The 15,816-nt window shown below is 61.4% G+C and carries 14 protein-coding genes and 3 pseudogenes; 1 reads left to right on the plus strand and 16 read right to left on the minus strand.

The genetic code is table 11. The features are described from left to right. Positions 1–17: 17 nt before the first annotated feature. Together VER16_RS07075 and VER16_RS07080 are read right to left on the minus strand one after the other, a co-directional pair. Complete coding sequence (locus VER16_RS07075) at positions 18–932, minus strand: bestrophin family protein (protein WP_324806647.1); 915 nt, start codon at positions 930–932, stop codon at positions 18–20. Between the two features lie 152 nt (positions 933–1,084). Beyond that, a complete protein-coding gene (locus tag VER16_RS07080) occupies positions 1,085–1,333 on the minus strand; it encodes a hypothetical protein (protein WP_324806649.1) in 249 nt (82 codons plus the stop codon). Positions 1,334–1,516: 183 nt separating this feature from the next. Here VER16_RS07080 and VER16_RS07085 point away from each other — a divergent pair, with 183 nt between their 5' ends. Next, a complete protein-coding gene (locus tag VER16_RS07085) occupies positions 1,517–1,975 on the plus strand; it encodes a hypothetical protein (protein WP_324806651.1) in 459 nt (152 codons plus the stop codon). A gap of 95 nt (positions 1,976–2,070) precedes the next feature. On the opposite strand, the gene VER16_RS07090 is transcribed toward VER16_RS07085, so the two are convergent. From VER16_RS07090 to VER16_RS07145, 14 genes and pseudogenes are all read right to left on the minus strand, one after another. After that, positions 2,071–3,873 carry a DUF885 domain-containing protein gene (locus VER16_RS07090; RefSeq protein ID WP_324806653.1) on the minus strand — a complete coding sequence of 601 codons (1,803 nt, stop codon included), beginning with the start codon at positions 3,871–3,873 and terminating at the stop codon, positions 2,071–2,073. A 170-nt stretch (positions 3,874–4,043) separates the two neighbouring features. Beyond that, positions 4,044–4,382: a hypothetical protein gene (locus VER16_RS07095; RefSeq protein WP_324806655.1), complete on the minus strand. Its 339-nt coding sequence runs from the start codon at positions 4,380–4,382 to the stop codon at positions 4,044–4,046. 64 nt (positions 4,383–4,446) lie between these two features. After that, positions 4,447–4,809, minus strand: coding sequence for a hypothetical protein (locus tag VER16_RS07100; protein ID WP_324806656.1), 363 nt, complete (start codon positions 4,807–4,809; stop codon positions 4,447–4,449). Between the two features lie 32 nt (positions 4,810–4,841). Further along, positions 4,842–5,306: a hypothetical protein gene (locus tag VER16_RS07105; protein ID WP_324806658.1), complete on the minus strand. Its 465-nt coding sequence runs from the start codon at positions 5,304–5,306 to the stop codon at positions 4,842–4,844. 65 nt (positions 5,307–5,371) lie between these two features. Continuing rightward, a complete protein-coding gene (locus VER16_RS07110; RefSeq protein WP_324806660.1) occupies positions 5,372–5,824 on the minus strand; it encodes a hypothetical protein in 453 nt (150 codons plus the stop codon). Beyond that, entirely contained in the window at positions 5,802–6,098 is a 297-nt protein-coding gene (locus tag VER16_RS19405) for a hypothetical protein (protein ID WP_414716030.1), read from the minus strand. The genes VER16_RS07110 and VER16_RS19405 overlap by 23 nt, the downstream gene beginning before the upstream one ends. Before the next feature lie 181 nt (positions 6,099–6,279). Continuing rightward, on the minus strand, positions 6,280–6,774 hold the full coding sequence (locus tag VER16_RS07115) for a hypothetical protein (protein WP_324806662.1): 495 nt from the start codon (positions 6,772–6,774) through the stop codon (positions 6,280–6,282). Positions 6,775–7,005: 231 nt separating this feature from the next. Further along, entirely contained in the window at positions 7,006–7,425 is a 420-nt protein-coding gene (locus VER16_RS07120; RefSeq protein ID WP_324806664.1) for a hypothetical protein, read from the minus strand. A gap of 379 nt (positions 7,426–7,804) precedes the next feature. Then, positions 7,805–8,011: a hypothetical protein gene (locus VER16_RS07125; protein WP_324806666.1), complete on the minus strand. Its 207-nt coding sequence runs from the start codon at positions 8,009–8,011 to the stop codon at positions 7,805–7,807. 216 nt (positions 8,012–8,227) lie between these two features. Then, positions 8,228–8,312: pseudogene (locus VER16_RS19410) on the minus strand (RHS repeat protein); the annotation flags it as partial. A gap of 921 nt (positions 8,313–9,233) precedes the next feature. After that, positions 9,234–10,082: pseudogene (locus tag VER16_RS07130) on the minus strand (RHS repeat-associated core domain-containing protein); the annotation flags it as partial. Positions 10,083–10,328: 246 nt separating this feature from the next. After that, positions 10,329–10,706 carry a DUF6869 domain-containing protein gene (locus VER16_RS07135; protein ID WP_324806668.1) on the minus strand — a complete coding sequence of 126 codons (378 nt, stop codon included), beginning with the start codon at positions 10,704–10,706 and terminating at the stop codon, positions 10,329–10,331. Positions 10,707–11,215: 509 nt separating this feature from the next. Next, a pseudogene (locus VER16_RS07140) lies at positions 11,216–14,032 on the minus strand (RHS repeat-associated core domain-containing protein); the annotation flags it as partial. Between the two features lie 154 nt (positions 14,033–14,186). Then, on the minus strand, positions 14,187–15,593 hold the full coding sequence (locus VER16_RS07145) for a DUF6531 domain-containing protein (RefSeq protein WP_324806669.1): 1,407 nt from the start codon (positions 15,591–15,593) through the stop codon (positions 14,187–14,189). Between the last annotated feature and the right edge of the window lie 223 nt (positions 15,594–15,816).

Below are 15,816 nucleotides of genomic sequence, written 5' to 3' on the forward strand. Positions count from 1 at the left end.
CAGGCTCCGGGGAGGGGCTATTGCAACAGGTAGCCCTGCGGCAGCAGGGGTTCGGGCAGGGGGTGTTCGCCGAGCGCGTCGAGCTGGTCGATCTCGATGGTGCGCACCATGGCATCCACCGGCAGGTCGTTCGGCTCCAGGCCGAAGGGCTCTTCCATTTCCTCGCCCAGCTGGTCCAGGCCGAAGAAGGCATAGGCCAGCACCGCCGACAGCACCGGCGTGCCCCAGCCCAGCGAGCTGGCCAGGCCGAACGGCAGCAGCACGCAGAACATCCACGCGCAGCGGTGCAGCAGCAGGGTGTAGGCAAACGGCAGCGGCGTGCTGAGGATGCGCTCGCAGCCGGCCTGGATGGAGGACATCGCGTGCAGGCGGTCTTCCAGCTGGGTGTAGAGGATCGGCTCCAGCGCGCCGGCGCGCAGCGCCTGGGCCAGCTCGGCGGCGATCATCGACAGCAGCGCGTCGGGCACGTTCTCGCGCCCGGCCAGCTGTTCGCGCTGCGGCTTGTCCAGCCACGGCAACGCCACCAGGGCCACCACGCGCCCGCGCAGGCGTGCGGCCAGGGCATGGGCGAAGGCGGTGGTGAGGTAGGCAATGCGGCGGCGGACATCGCCATCGTCCAGCAGCAGATGCACCTGCCGCGCCAGCGAGCGCGATTCGTAGATCAGCTGGCCCCACAGCTTGCGGCCTTCCCACCAGCGGTCGTAGCAGGCGCTGTTGCGGAAGCTGAGGAAGATGGACAGGACCAGGCCGAGCAGGGTGAACGGGGTAACCGACACCCGTTCGATGCCGATGGGCGGGGCCAGTTCCACCACGGCGGCGACGGCAATCGACAGCACCAGGATGGCCAGCACCTTAGGCGCGATGGCCGGCACGATGGAGCCGCGCAGGATGTACAGCAGTTGCCAGCCGTGGGGGCGGGGACGAATGATCATGGGGTCAGCCGCGCCGGGCGCGGTTTCACAGGCACGCGGGAAGCTCGCGCAGCCCGGGATTGTACTCCCCTGCCCGGCCCCGGGCCGTGGGGCTGCGACGCCCGGTCGCACCCGCAGGCGCGACTCGGAGCAGCTTGTTCAGAGCATGCCGCTCAGAGCAGCCCGCCGCCCAGGCTCAGGCGGATGATGCCGACCAGCACCACGATGCCGTTCAGGACCAGCCCGGTCTTGGCCCGGCCGCGCTTGCTGGGGTGGGTGAAGAGGATGCCCAGCGCGGCGATGACCGCGCCCACCGCCGCGAACGGGATGAGGAACCAGTTGCCCCAGCCCAGCAGCGGGATCAGGGCCAGGATCATCCACAGCAGTGCCACGATCCCCCACAACAGACTGATCACACCCATGCCGCACACCCCTGTGGTTGGTTTCTCCCCCAACAGTAGCCGTTCCGGGTGCTGCCGCCTACCGTCGTTGGCGACACGCTCACCCGCCCCGTGCCAGCATGCGGCCATGGCCCGGGCGCGGATGTTGGCGCCGATTCAGACTTCCCGCCCGATGATCCGAACTGTCCTACAGGGGTAAATGCCATGAACATCCGTTGGATCGCCTTGACCGCCATGCTGCTGGCCGCCGCCGGTTGCGCCAGCACCTCCAAGGTCATGCTGGGCCGCGCGCGCGCGCCGATCGACCCGGCGCTGGTGCAGATCTATTCGACGCCACCGGCCGGTTCGCTGGAAATCGCCCAGCTGGAATCGTCCTCGGCGGTCGGTTTCGGTACCCAGGGCCAGACCGACGCAGCCGTCGCACGGCTCAAGCGCGAAGCGGCGGCACTGGGTGCCAACGGCGTGATCCTGATGGGCGTGGGCAGCAGCGGCTCGCCGGTGGGCATGTCCGTGGGTGCCGGCAGCTACGGCTCGCACGTGGGCGGTGGCGTGGGCATCGGCATTCCGACCACGCAGAAGCGCGCGGCCGGTGTCGCGATCTGGGTGCCGAACCCGGAAGCGCCGGCGCGGCTGCCGACGCAGACGATTACCCCGCAGCGCTGATCAATAGATCCACGCCATGCGTGGATGGGCCTTCCCGGCACTCTCTGGGGTCAGAGCCCTTTCCTGCGGAAAGGGATCCGACCCCGCCCCGGCGCTTACTTCTTCTGGTACTTCGGCACGAACTGCTGCTGCACCGCTTCAGCCAGCTGGTCCGGCGGCAGCAGGCCCTGGTCGAGCAGGAAGTTGTTGAACGCCAGGCGATCAAACCTCGCGCCCAGCGCCAGCTCGGTCTGCATGCGCAGCTCGAGAATGCGGGTGTAGCCATAGAAGTAGCTGCCCGCCTGGCCCGGCATGCGTACCGTGTAGCGGTCCAGTTCCTGGGTGGCCATCGCCTTGGACAGGCCGACCTGATCGATCAGCACGCGCTCGCCGTTGGCGCGATCGGTCAGGCCCAGGTTGAGCATCGGGTCGAGCATGGCGCGGGCCGCGCGCAGCAGACGGAACTGCAGCGCGATCAGCTGACCGTCCAGCGGCTCGTACGGCACCATCTCGGCCTCGGCGTACAGCGCCCAGCCTTCCACGTTCACCGAATTGAACGCGAACATGGTGCGTGCCAGCGACACGCCACGCTCGACCATCGCGGTGAACTGCAGCTCGTGGCCGGGGCGGCCTTCATGCGCGCTCAGCGTCCACGCCGCCGAGCCGAAGTTGAAATCGTCGTACTGCGCGCCCTCGCCGGCGGCCGGGTTGCCCAGCGGCAGCACGAAGGTGCCCTGCTGCCCGGTGTTGTTGACCAGCGGTGCCGGCAGGAAGTGCGGGGCCGGGCTGGCCGCGCTTTCCGCCGCCGAGCCCAGGCGCATCTGCATGGCACGCTTGGGCACATCGACAATGCCGTGCTCGCGGATGAGCGGATCGATGGCATCGATCACCTTGCGGTAGTGGCCTTCCAACTGGTCATTGGCAATCTTGTCGGCCTTCAGCGCGCGGATGACCGCCACCGGGTCGCTCGGGTCGGCCACCTTCAGGCCCTTCTCCTTGGCCACCAGCGGCGCCAGCTGCTGCATCGCCGAGCGGGTTTCCATGAATTCCAGCTGCGCGCGCTGCATCAGCAGTTTCGGGTCGATGTCGATGCCGACCTGCTTGAGCTGGAAGGCATACAGCGGGGCCGGCAGGCGGGCATCGGTGCGCGCCTTCGGCAGCACTTCCCTGCGGGTCCAGGCGGCGTAGTCCTTCATCTGCCCGGCCAGGGTCTGCATCGCCTCATCGGCGCCGGCAATCTGATACTTCTTCAGCAGCGACTCGATGCCGCTGATGTAGGTCTCGACATTGTCCAGCGACTGCTGCACTTCAATCTGCGTGGGCTGCAGCAGCGCGCTGTCCTTCAGGCGTTCCTCGTAGCGCTGGCGGGCCAGCGTGGTGAACGCGGTGCCACCCGGCTGCAGGCCGGCATAGGCCTTGAGGCGGTCCAGTGCCTTGGCCCGGCGCTCGGCCGGCACCTGGTCGGACAGCAGCAGGTTGAGGCCGCTGAACACGGTCTGCGGTGCGTCGCTCCATGGCAGCAGGTACTTCTCGTTGAGCGTGCTGCCTTCGATGTTCTGGTCGGCGGCGTGGATCATGATCGCCAGATCCTGGCGAACGTTGGGATCCTTCTCCGTGGCCAGCTTCGCCTTCAGCTCGTCGCGGGCCTTGGCCATCGCCGCACGGTAGCGCTTGCCGTTGTCGGGGCCGAGATCGGCCACCTTGTCGTCGTAGCCGGGCACACCGAAGAAGCCGGTCTCTTCCGGCTGGAATGGCCCCTGCGCGTCCAGCAGGATCTGCGCAAGCGCATTGCTGCGGGCCACCCAGGCCGGGCTGGCCGGGGTGGCGGCCTTGGCAGCGGGTGCGGCCAGCGCCGGCGGGGCGGACAGCAGCGGGGCGGCGGTCAGGGCCAGGGCAACGGCCAGCGCGATCGGCTTCATGGGGCACTCCGGGAAAGGGTTGCCCGCAACTTACGCGCTCAGGGCGATGGCGACAATCGGCTGGAGGTCATAGGCTGGGGCGGGCAACCGCTCTGGTAGATGCCCACCTTGGTGGGCGGTTTTCGAGGGGGCCAACCAAAGTTGGCCTCTACCGGGGCAAGGACTATCGATCAGCCGCAGCGCTCGCCGGCCTTGGCAATGACCGCCGCATTGGCATCCTTCGCCTTCAGCCGTTGAAGCAACCCGCTGCATGCCAGGCGCTCGCCTGGCCTTTCCGCGTAGATCAGAAGCTCGCCGGCCCGGTCCACACCATCCAAGTAAATCACTCGGCAATGACCGGCATTGTTATGGATTTTGATGGCGCGAATTTCTGCGACCTGCTTGTCAGTACTCGGCGCGCCCTCGCACATCCCACCGTAATAGGCGCCGCTCAGGAGCGCGAAGACGGGCTTCGTCTGCAGCTCACCCAAGCGGTCACTGCTGTTGCAGGCCGCCAGGGCTGACGCCATGCCAAACATCATGAGAAGTTCGCGTCTCATATGGATCCCGGATACCCGGCAGGGTGCAGGCCAGTCAAGCGTTCGGCCTGCGCGCGTAGCTGTAGTTGGGATCCCGCACGGCACGGACGATCTTGCTTCGTGCGTGCCTGACGGCGCCAAGGAACCAACACAGCACATACAGCACCAGCCAGATCATTCCTGCCCAGACCCATTGGCCCGTGGCAATCGCCCAGATCAAGGGCAACACCGCCAGCATCAGCAGGATCTGGGTGCACACCAGATAGAGCGAGTGCATGCCCAACGGTGGGTCAGAGCGTAGGACGACGCCGCACGCAGTACACGGTGCCTGCGCCTGGCGCTCATCTGCCGAACGCAGGGGAAAGCGCTGGCCGGGTGCTCTAAAGAGCGGGCAGGTGAAGGTCAGCAGGCGCGCCACGGAAACTCCAGTACGAACGACCAAGTGTCCAACTATCGGTTGATCACCATCTGCAATCCATCATGCAGGACGATCAGCAATGCGTCGAGATCCCGCCTTGAGATGGAAACTGGCTCCAGACCAACTGCTCCTGCGATGCCACACTGCGAGAAGAATACGTCATACGTATCAATCAACTCAGAATAAAACATCTCCATCGGCGCATTCTCAACGACTCTGAAAAGATCCGTCATGAAGTTCCAGAAGTCGATGACCGCCTCAGGGTCAACCCCGACACCCGAGCGAGCTGAAGATATCAGTGCGTCAACATCAAATGCTGACTCACCCTCCCAGTCCAAAGAACCTCCAGCACTCGCGACCGCCAGGTTCAGATCATGCCGGCTGGAAGCGCGGACAGCTGCTCCATCAATTGACATCAGATGATCATGCTCATCTGACACCCATGCAAACCAGACGACACTCTCGCCACTGGCGATTCCGATTGGATAGATGTTCATCCTTGAGCCGACATGACATTCACCCACATTGTTCAATGACGTCTTATGCAAAATGCCTCCGTAGCTCACTCGAACTTTACGCTGCTGTAGACAAGGCGTAGTTCCTCATCGTGGATGATCCAGCGATCAGCACCGCCCTCCGGACACAGGCGGAACTCGCCGGTGTATCCCGACGCGCGCGACCACGCACTGCGGGCGAACTTGGGAAACCGGCGCATGGTTCGCGCGTCCGACATCTCGGGCTTGCTTGCAGGCCTGCAGTCTTCTGGAAAAACAAAAAATCCGCTGGCTGGATGGAAGACCAACCACGTTTCGTTGGTGTCCATGTCGTGCGTCTCGCGTATATCAACAGCATCCTCGGGCAACCACGCAGGTAGCCACTTCGACTCACCGATTGCGTTCCTGGAAACAGCTTGATCCCGGTCCGCGTATTCTGTGCTTGCAACCTCCATGCAACCAGCAACGGTGAGTGCCAGCGCAGAAGTCAGGAGAATTTTAGGAGTGTTCATCGGAGGCATGCCAGTCATCAGTAGGGGAAGTTGCCGATTGATCCGCTGCGCACTCAGCGGCTGAGTTACCTTTGACGATCTGGTCAAACCATTCGCGCCCGTCACTCACGCACTGCGCAGCCGCCGCACCGTCCATTCCTCGCTGGGCGACTTGGCGGTATGTCATGCAGCGGAAGTCGTCGTCTTGGCCGATCCATCCATCGTGAGAGGCGCCAACCACATGTGTGGCTGGCCATTGATCTGCGTACGGCCCACCAGAGTCGTCAGTTCCTGAGACAGACACGCCAACGAATCCAAGGGTATTCAATGTTCCACCAACGTAGCACCGCCAGTCGACTGTGTACGCACTCGCGCTCTCCAGCGGCGTGGTCTGTGGGCCAGAATGTGGATCGAGTGGATGCCCAGTCAGTCAATCTTTACATCAGTTTCAGACCTGCGTGCCGTCGTTTCAGCTGATTGCTCTTCTACTTTTCGTTCCTTCGACACAACCTCTCCTCCAACCTGTCATTGTGACGCTGGTTCCATTGATAGATACGTTTGCTGGAGATTCCTGCCAAGGCGATCTCGCCGCGGCCTTCAGTCACCCCAGCCTGGTACTCGGGGAGATCCATGCACTTGTAGAAGACTTCGACGTCTGAGGGCAGGTCAACACCGAAACCAACCGAATCGCGAATAAGCCCGATCTGTGGCGCCGCAGATACTGACATGCCAGCCATTTTGATCTGGCCTATTGGGCTCTGCGTCTCGTATGAAGCAAAATAAAGTCCAGATTCAACGTCTGAAATGAACGTAATCGACACTGCATCTTTCGGCGTCGACAGCGCGATTGCCATAGAAAGATCGCCTTCATCATGTACATTCAAAAGAGAATCATAGGATCTTTCCTCGTAGCCGCATCCGGAAATCAAGACTGCAAGTCCGATCACATGAAGCCCCATAGCTTTCAACCACATCTGCACGCTACCACTCCGAAATGTAGTTATTCAAGAAGGGACGAAATGAAGTGGGCACATAGCTGGCACAACGTTTTGCGCAACTCTCGCCAAGTTCACATGCCGCAGCTTGCCGATTAGCAACCTTGTGACCCTCGTTGTCTGCCCAGATGATCGGGCTGGATGTAGGCGAGTGCCGGCTTAGTACGTCACCGGCAGGTCTTGCACACATGCATTGGACGCAACTCGCCACACCAGCTACTGCCAAACAAAGAATTCGCAAACCCCTTCACCCGATTCGCACAAGAACAGCCAGTACGTGCCGCCGGAGGAATACACTCGCGCTTCGTAACCCTCATACAAAAGCCTTCTGGCCGCCTTGGCATCGCCATCAATCTTTGGCATGGAGCCGTCATAGTCCGACAATCTAGCGGAGAACGAGGGATACTCCTCGGGATCGAAGATGAATCTTCCGCGCCCCGCTGAAACATCAACAGTAGTCACAACTTTCAAATCGCGCGTAGTTTCCGGTAGAAAGCCTGGGAGCCATCCTTTCTCAAAAACCCGCTCACTTCTAGCCTCGTTTATGCTGTCGTACTCATCAGACCGATCCAAACATCCGCAGAGCGCCCCCAGAGTCAACGCAAAGAGTGTCGCCACGCCGAACCCATTCCTCATCGCCATGGCCCTCCAGGCAGGTACTTCGGATTGATTCCATCGACGATGAACTGAGTGCATTGCTGCTGGCAAGCGCCACCACCAGTCACCCAGGGTCTGAGTCAGGTGACCCTGTGCGTCGTACGCATGCTTTGCCTGCACGACCCTACCATCGCCATCTCTCAATTAGGGGTTCGAACGGGTCGTAGGCAGGGCGCTGCAACTCACGATCACGCACGCGGAATCGTCGGGAGTGTGCTTGGTGATCGGGCATCGGCGTATCAGTCGAACAAGCTCGACTCGACTGTTGGACCTCCGGCCCCGGAGCGCAACGATAGCGACCGAACTCGACAGCCGCAGCTTCGAGATTAGACTCCCCCATGACGGCATCAGAACTTTCTCAACGAGCCCTTCTTACTAGAGTAAAATCATGCTCGGCATTCGAATAGTGCAGGATCCCAAAGCCTGGCGCATCCAGCAATACCCCTTGTCCAAGATATTGCCATTCCTTCGCCGAAATCCCGCTCGCGCAGGCCCCATCATCAATCACAGCAACAACCACCCCACTCATCCCGCCGCCGATATCAACCAAATCACCCAGAAACACTTTCTTCCATCCAGATATTTCACTGAAGCCACCTCACAAATTCGCCTACGGGTATCGAGCTTGGAGGTGGCGACATGTCACCTGCCGCATCAGCAGCTCCAACACTTTGCCAGAAGCACTGGCAGTTCTTCGAATTCTGGTTGGCTCTATAGAGTCTGTCCAAATGGGAGGGGGTGTCGAAACCAGGAGTGACACCACATCGCTGGTAGTTGCACCCGCATCCGTCGCCTGCTGCCCTGGGGAAACGCAGCGCCAGTTCGAACGCCACACCATCCCCATCAGGATCATTGGCCAGCATCTGTACGATCTATGGATGCTCTGCGAATTCATTCAGCGACTTGTACTGAGGGCACCCTTCCCGCGACGAGCACCTCTTGACCGCTGGATAGCCGTGGGTGGCAGCCATCCCATCTACTGTGCGAACCATTCCGCGATGCCGCCGCTACAGCCTGGCGACGCCTACGACTCGCCTTTTCGCCGGAGACGGCTCAGGCCAATAGATCCAGCTTTCAATGTGGCAGAAAACCAAACCAGAGAGACGGCCACGAAAATCAAACCCGAGTACCCGTACTTTCCACCACCATCATAAATGTCAACAACAACAAAGTATAGAATTGTCAAATTCACAGCAATTCCCAGGAAACCAACCACTCTCAATGCCCAGAAAAACATGATGTAGTACGCTCGAAGAAATCTTTTGTATGCACTCATATCAGGGACACCCGCATCCTTTGCCAGTCGGCGTAGCTAACTGCCCTGAAACTGCGTAGCCAGATGCAGACATAACGCCGAATCCAACCCCAGGCAGCGGAGGGAAGGAAGCCGACCCGCCACCAACTTTATCTCTCTCCATATCTTCTAGCGAAAATAAGCGGCGCAACCAAGCCCAATTGTCGCCATCCTTATTCCCCTTCATTAGGTTGTCGGCACCTTGCACAGACACGCCAACCGACGGCCCCCAACCCCCTGCGACTTCCGAGTATCTATAGACACCCCAGGATTTTTCAGGCAATGGAGCCGAGCTCTCCGACGCACTTACTGACGTGCCTGCGCCAAGATATGCTCCACCGCCCAACATTGCACCCAATTGCAATGAACCATAAAGCTGATAGCAGCCAACATCCTTCCAATCCTTAGGGACAGAAATTCCCAAAGTTCCAGAGAAGTTCCCTGCAAACCCAGGCACGGCTGCCGAGCCCGAGGCACCCGCTCCATATTGGCTATTCAATCCCAAAGGGTCAATGAACCAGATGGAGTTGCCAGTTACGTAAACAAAAGTCGAAATCCCACCTGCCAACCCAATAGGATCACTCTGCGAGTACCGCCCCACCGCCGGGTCATACTCCCGCTGGTAGTTGTAGAACATGCCACTCGCATCCGTCGCTTGCTGCCCCGGGAAGCGCAACGCCAGTTCTAACACCACACCATCCCCGTCAGGATCATTGGCCGGCGCCTGGTTGCCAAACACCTCGCTTTTGTTGCTCCATTCCCAGATCGCAACATCCCTCACCGGGTCGAAGACCACGCGCGGCGTACCCAGATGACCGGGCTGGATGTAGGTCAGCTCCGGCACACCCGTGCTCGGCACATTGATCAAGGCCGCCGGGTAGCTGTCCAGCCAGATCGCCTGCTGCTGCGCCACGCCCGTTGCCGAGTAGTTGCCCAGCCATTGCCCGGCTTCGTCGTACACCGTGATCTGGTCATTTCCGCCTTCGGGCGTACGCAGCACACGCTCACCGCGATGGTTGTAGCCATAGCTTTCCAGCACCGCATTGCCCTGCTTCACCGCATTCATACGGTTCGCATCGCTGTAGGTGAACGCCTTGCTGCCGATGCTGGTAGTGTTGCCCGCGGCGTCATGGTTGCGCGCCTCGCCATCCACAGCAGTCAAGCGATGGATGGTGGCGGGGTAGGTATAGCTGGCGGTACCGGTCGACGTTGTCAGCGCGGTGCGATTGCCCGTTGCATCGTAGACATAGGTTTCAATTGGCGTGCCGGTTGCACCGTCCTGGGTCTGGGTCAGGCGGCCCAGTGCGTCGTACGCATACTTGGCTTGCACGACGGTGCCGGAATCACCGGACGCACTGCGGAACCGGATGGATCTAGCATTTGGAAGCCGTTCGACCTTGCTCCCGCGGCCTTGTACCCACCGTAGTAGTCCGCGCACGGGAGGCTGGGAACAAGGTTTGCTTGCAGCTCACCGAGGCGGTCAGCGCTGCTGCAGGCGACATCGGCTGCGACTGCTGCAAAGATTTCATGGTCGCACGGGGGTTTCTGACACACGACAATTGGAGACGCAAGGCTTGTATAAGGCAACCTAGCCTGATTTGGCAGCAAGTTGGACGCGCTCCCAAACCTCGTCCGACATCGAATTCTTCCAGGTTTGAGCGAGCAATTGGCGAAAGGACACGTCATGCTTCGCAAGGCTTTCAAGCCTTGCAATCTCGCTCTCTCCATGAACAACGAGGTAGTCTTCCAAGGGACCAGCAGCGAGATTGGAAAGCAGTGAAAGGTCCACTTTCATATTTCTAACTGCCTCGATAAACGCCCAACCCTCTACAGAATCCCGCTGAATTATGTCATCAACTTCATCCAGGACCTTTGCAAGCGAATCTCGCTCGCTTGCATCCACTGCAAGTCTGGTGAACTGGACCCAAGCGTTAGCGATCCTTTCCACTTTTTCTGAATCAAACATCATCTGTCTTCTCACATTGGTTGAGACATGGTAGCCCACGACCAAGCTTCATTGCTGTAACCAGCGCAGCGCTTTGTCGAAGCTTCAGCAAGCAATCGCCTCAGCTGCGCCTGCTTGTTCTGAAATTGTTGGACATGTCCATCTATCGACATGCGGCCAGTAGCAGGAAGTCCAAGCTTATCCTGCTTAAGATCCCAGTACCTCTTCCTTAGCTCAATTACCAGAGAATCGATCTTTGCGACAAGACGACTGCAGTCTTCATCGTCGTTCTCACAGGCCGTCGAGACAATGCTACCTACAAGAATTGATGCATTGCTCTGCGGGTTAATTACGCTGCTTGAATGAGTCAGGCTCAGGATATTCAGCGCATTGCCCATGGCCGCAAAGCCAGAAGGTAAATTGCCTCGTGGATTAGATGAACGGAAGTCGGATTGACCACCCGATGAGTATGCTTGACTCGACTCCATAATCGCGCGCGAACCGATTTGCATACCGCTGCGCAACGCCTGAAGTCCGTACAGGTCAACCTGTGAGTTTGGATCATTCAGTGCATAACTGAAGGTAGCTATTCCACCCTCCAGCCCAATAGGATCACTCTGCGAGTACCGCCCCACCGCCGGGTCATACTCACGCTGATAGTTGTAGAACAACCCACTCGCAGCCGTCGCCTGCTGGCCTGGGAAGCGCAACGCTACGTCGAACGCCACACCATCCCCATCGGGATCATTGGTCGGCGCCTGATCGCCAAACACCTCGCTCTTGCTGCTCCATTCCCAGATTGCAACATCCCGCACCGGGTCGATCACCACGCGCGGCGTACCCAGGTGATCGGGCTGGATGTAGGCCAGCTCCGGCGCACCCGTGCTCGGCACATTGATCAAGGCCACCGGGTAGCTATCCAGCCAGATCGCCTGCTGCTGCGCCACGCCCGTTGCCGAGTAGTTGCCCAGCCACTGCCCGGCTTCGTCGTAGACCGTTATCTGGGCATTTCCGCCTTCGGCCGCGCGCAGTACACGCTCGCCGCGATGGTTGTAGCCATAGCTTTCCAGAACCGCACTGCTCCGCTTCACCGCACTCATGCGGTTGGCATCGTTGTAGGTGAACGCCTTGCTGCCGATGCTGGTGGTGTTGCCCACTGCGTCATGACTGCGCGCCTCGCCATCCACCGCAGTCAAGCGGTGGCTGGTGGCGGGGTAGGTGTAGCTGGTTGTACCGGCCGACGTGGTCAGCGCGGTGCGGTTGCCCGTTGCATCGTAGGCATAGGTTTCAATCGGCGTACCGGTTGCACCGTCCTGGGTATGGGTCAGGCGGCCCAGCGTGTCATAGGCGTACTTTGCAAGCACGGCTGAACCGGTGCCGTTCTTCAACTCGGTGATCGAGCCCACTGCGTCGTAACCAAAGCCCAGGGACAGGCCACCGGCGGCCGGGTCGTGCACGGCCTGCGGGCGGTAGTCCAGATCCAGCGGGCGCTGCAGCTGGCGGCCGTTGCCGTAGGTCCAGCCGGTGGCCGGGCCAAATGCCGCATAGCTCACGTCGTTGACCACGACCTGCCTTGCCTGCCCTGGCCGGGTCAGGCCGATCTGGCTGATGCGGCCCAGCGTGTCGCGCACATAGTCGGCCACGCTGCCATCGGGATAGGTCAGCGCCGTGAGGCGACCCGCTTTGCTGTAGGCGTAGCGCAGCGCACTGGCGACACCGTTGATCGTCTGCACCTTGCGGGTGACCTGGCCGAAGCGGTCATGGCAGTACTGGGTGCTGCCATTGGCGTGCAGCACCTGCCCCAGGCGGCCCTTGGCAAAGCGCTCGTCGGCGGCACAGGCAGCCGGGGCCACGTCGTAGCTGTAGCCGATATCCAGATTGGGGTCCGGGTAGGCCACGCCGATCAAACGGTTGAGCGCATCGTAGGTGTACGTGGCGGTGATGCCCCGCGCATCGGTGCGCGTCTTGCGGTTGCCCGCCGCGTCCACAGTGAAGCTGCTGGTGCCGCTGTCCGGGCTCACCTGCCCGGTCAGGTCACCAAAGCCGTTGTAGGCATAGGTGGTGTGCAGGCCCTTGGGGTCGGTCACCTGGGTAACCTGGTCCAAGGCGTTGTACTGGCTGCCGATCTCCGCCTCCACGCCGCCTACGTCCTGCAGGGTCTGCGCCAGACGGTTCAACGGGTCGTACTGCTGGCGGGTCACGCGCTGCAGGGCGTCGGTGACCGTCTGCGGATTGCCGTTGGCATCGTAGGTGAAACCGGTGGCATGGCCGCTGGCATCCTTCAAGGCGGTCAGCTGGCCCAGGGTGTTGTAGGTACGGGCCAAGGTACGCCGCAGCGTGCCACCTGCATCCACGGTGCTTTCGTCCAGGCGGTTGCCGGCATTGTCCAGCGTGTAGTGAATCGTGTTGCCAGCACTGTCAGCCACGTCGGTCAGCCGCTGTGCGGCGTCGTAGACATAGGTCACGCTGCTGCCATCGGGCTCGGTGATCTGCTGCACCTGGCCGGTCGGCCAATAGCTGATCTGGGTGACACGATCCTCAGCCGTGCTGGCCCCACGTACCGTGACCGAGGTCGGCCAGCCGCGGGCATGGTAGGTGAAGTCGGTAACCACACCGTTGGCATCCCGGATGGACAGCGGGTGCCCGGCCGGGTCGTAGGCCAAGGTCTCCACCACCTGACCCAGCGCGTTGGTCACACGGCGAAGGTCGCCTTTGCGATAGGCACAGCTTGCCCCGGTGGTGCAGCCCGCATCATCCGCCATGTAGTAGGCAAACGTTGTCGTATCGGCCACATCCGTGCGAGGCCCATCCACACTGAGCAGTAGACCGATCTGCGGGCATTCAGGGCTGATGGCGTCGCAATAGCCATTCGTCGTTACGCGCGTCGTGCCCGTCGCGGTATCACGAACCGTAATGACCGTCGGCTGATGGCGCGTGTTGCGCGTGAGGGTGGTTTCCTGCGCGCCGATGGTCTGCTGCAGCAGGCGATTGGTCGCCACAGAGGTCCGTGTTTCGGAGACGCGCTGCTGCGGCGTTCCGACCGCTTCGGTCCGGGCGGTGACGCTTACTGCGCCCAGTGGGGAATCGCTGATCTCGCTGTAGGCATAGGTGGTGCGAGCGCCGCTGCGATCCTGCGAGGTACTGACACGCCGTGCAGGATCGGAGTACACCGGCGTGTAGTCGTACGATTCCGTGCCACGGCTGTCGCTGCGGCCCGTCACTTTGCGCGCCGGGTCCTGCTGCTCACCCGGGCTGAGCGCGTAGAAGGTCTGGTGCCCCAGCGCGTCGGTGATGGTGGTGGTGCCGTCGGCCGCGTACTGCAGTCGCACGCCATCAATACCGGCACTGGGTGCTGCGGGCGGCTCTGCGGCCAGCGCCATGCCCACCGGCCAGAACAGGCAGCACACCACTGCCGCCGTCGCGCGGACAACCCGCTTCTGTGTTCGCAACATCCGTGTATCTCCTTATGAACGCGCCGTAGCGCGCTTCAGCAACGATCCTTCAATTGCAACCGGCATCATGCCGGCTGCACGTCACCCTGCCCTTGTCGTCATAGCCGAACCAGCTGAAGCGACGACCATCCTCCGGGGTGACGCCGGTGAGGTACCAGGGGAAACGGGCGTCTTCATAGTGGTAGGTCCGCGACAGCCCATCAGCGTGGGTGACGCTCACCAGCTGCCCGTGCTCACCGTAGGCGTACTGCGCATAGGGCACCCCGTTGATCGTCATCGCCGCGATCTTCTCGTCGGTGGCATCTGCGTATGCGAACTCAAGCGTGCGGCCCGTGGAGTGCCTGATCTCCTTCAGCCGGCCTGCGCCATCGTGGGTATAGGCCAGCGTCGTACCGTCTTCGAATTCACGCCGCTGGAGCAGCCCCATTCGATTGAAGCGCAGGACTTCACCGCGCCTGCTGACAATCCAGCCGTCATTGGTGCGGTCCGCACGATCACCACTTCCGTCTGTCGCCAGGTAGTAGCTGGTCTTCTGCTGGAAGGCGACGTGGCTGCCATCTTCATCGATGAGGCCAACCACCGTTGGAATGTACGAAGTGACCAGGCCGTTGGCGATGCGGATGTTGTGGGAGTGGGTCCAGTTGGACCCGAAGCCGCCGCCGGCCATCGCCGACTTCGAATGGTAGTGCCGCATCAGCTGGATCCAGGGCAGGTCGACTTCTGGTTCGTGCTGCACTTTCTCCCCCGTTGCGGCGTTGCAGGGGTTGCCTTCCATGGCCAGGCACTGCTTGGGCGACTGTCGGGTGGTGTAGGACATGAGCGATCGGTAGGTCGCCTCGGTATTGCCGTACAACAGACAGCCCCCCGCCTCTTCATCCCATTTCAGATCGCCCACATTCGGACAGGCCACTTTTCTGGAGCGCGTGGCATACGATGGGGTGGGCGTGGTGCAGCCGCCTCTCACGGTTACAAAAGAGAGGGTGACCCCCTTCGTCCAGAGGCCGCTGCTGCTGTTTTCCGGATCCTTTCCAACACCCTGCTGGCTGACCCATTCCGGCGCTGGCACGCTGACCGGGCAGAGCGAGGCAGTGCCCGAACGCATGCTGGCCAGCAGCGCTTCCTCGGAGGTGAAGGTGTTTCCACCGTAGGAATAGCTCCAATCCGCCTTGTTGAGCGGCGTAGGCTTCACGCCGTAGTAGGTCACCAGATCGTCCCGGGTCATGGCGTGCCCCCGCACGCCCCACTTCACCGGCTCGGCGGCAAAGCCAATACGCTCGCCCATCGCTTCAATGGCAGCCTGCGCGTCGCGCTCGCTGCTGTATTCCAGCGGGGCGGGCGAGCCGATCCTGTACCAGGTGTGGGTGACTTCCTGTGCCGACGCCCCGCCCGCGCACACGGCGGACAACGCAAGGGCAACCCACCCGGCGCGCTGCCGGGCCCATGAATGTTCCTTCATTGGCATTCCTCGTCCTTGAGCGCGCTGCGCGCGCAGATCTCACAGCCCGAACCGGGCGATTGCATCCGAAGGCGAAAGAAAACCAGATGATTCGGGCGGGTGCAAGGGACCAGCCGCACATTCTGCAGTTATCAGGGAAGAACCAGGCTTCCTGGGAGGTCGACGCGCTGCGGCGGCGTCATCGCTGACGCGGGAAGGTGCCGAAAGCGTCATTCGTGCTCGT

Source organism: Stenotrophomonas sp. (assembly GCF_035634915.1).
Taxonomy (GTDB): Bacteria; Pseudomonadota; Gammaproteobacteria; order Xanthomonadales; family Xanthomonadaceae; genus Stenotrophomonas.

What these genes read in the sequence shown, in the direction of transcription:
- VER16_RS07075 (WP_324806647.1), bottom strand. Translation starts at nt 932, where the DNA reads ATGATCATTCGTCCCCGCCCCCACGGCTGGCAACTGCTGTACATCCTG.
- VER16_RS07080 (WP_324806649.1), bottom strand. Translation starts at nt 1,333, where the DNA reads ATGGGTGTGATCAGTCTGTTGTGGGGGATCGTGGCACTGCTGTGGATG.
- VER16_RS07085 (WP_324806651.1), top strand. Translation starts at nt 1,517, where the DNA reads ATGAACATCCGTTGGATCGCCTTGACCGCCATGCTGCTGGCCGCCGCC.
- VER16_RS07090 (WP_324806653.1), bottom strand. Translation starts at nt 3,873, where the DNA reads ATGAAGCCGATCGCGCTGGCCGTTGCCCTGGCCCTGACCGCCGCCCCG.
- VER16_RS07095 (WP_324806655.1), bottom strand. Translation starts at nt 4,382, where the DNA reads ATGGCGTCAGCCCTGGCGGCCTGCAACAGCAGTGACCGCTTGGGTGAG.
- VER16_RS07105 (WP_324806658.1), bottom strand. Translation starts at nt 5,306, where the DNA reads ATGAACATCTATCCAATCGGAATCGCCAGTGGCGAGAGTGTCGTCTGG.
- VER16_RS07110 (WP_324806660.1), bottom strand. Translation starts at nt 5,824, where the DNA reads ATGCCTCCGATGAACACTCCTAAAATTCTCCTGACTTCTGCGCTGGCA.
- VER16_RS07120 (WP_324806664.1), bottom strand. Translation starts at nt 7,425, where the DNA reads ATGAGGAATGGGTTCGGCGTGGCGACACTCTTTGCGTTGACTCTGGGG.
- VER16_RS07135 (WP_324806668.1), bottom strand. Translation starts at nt 10,706, where the DNA reads ATGTTTGATTCAGAAAAAGTGGAAAGGATCGCTAACGCTTGGGTCCAG.
- VER16_RS07145 (WP_324806669.1), bottom strand. Translation starts at nt 15,593, where the DNA reads ATGAAGGAACATTCATGGGCCCGGCAGCGCGCCGGGTGGGTTGCCCTT.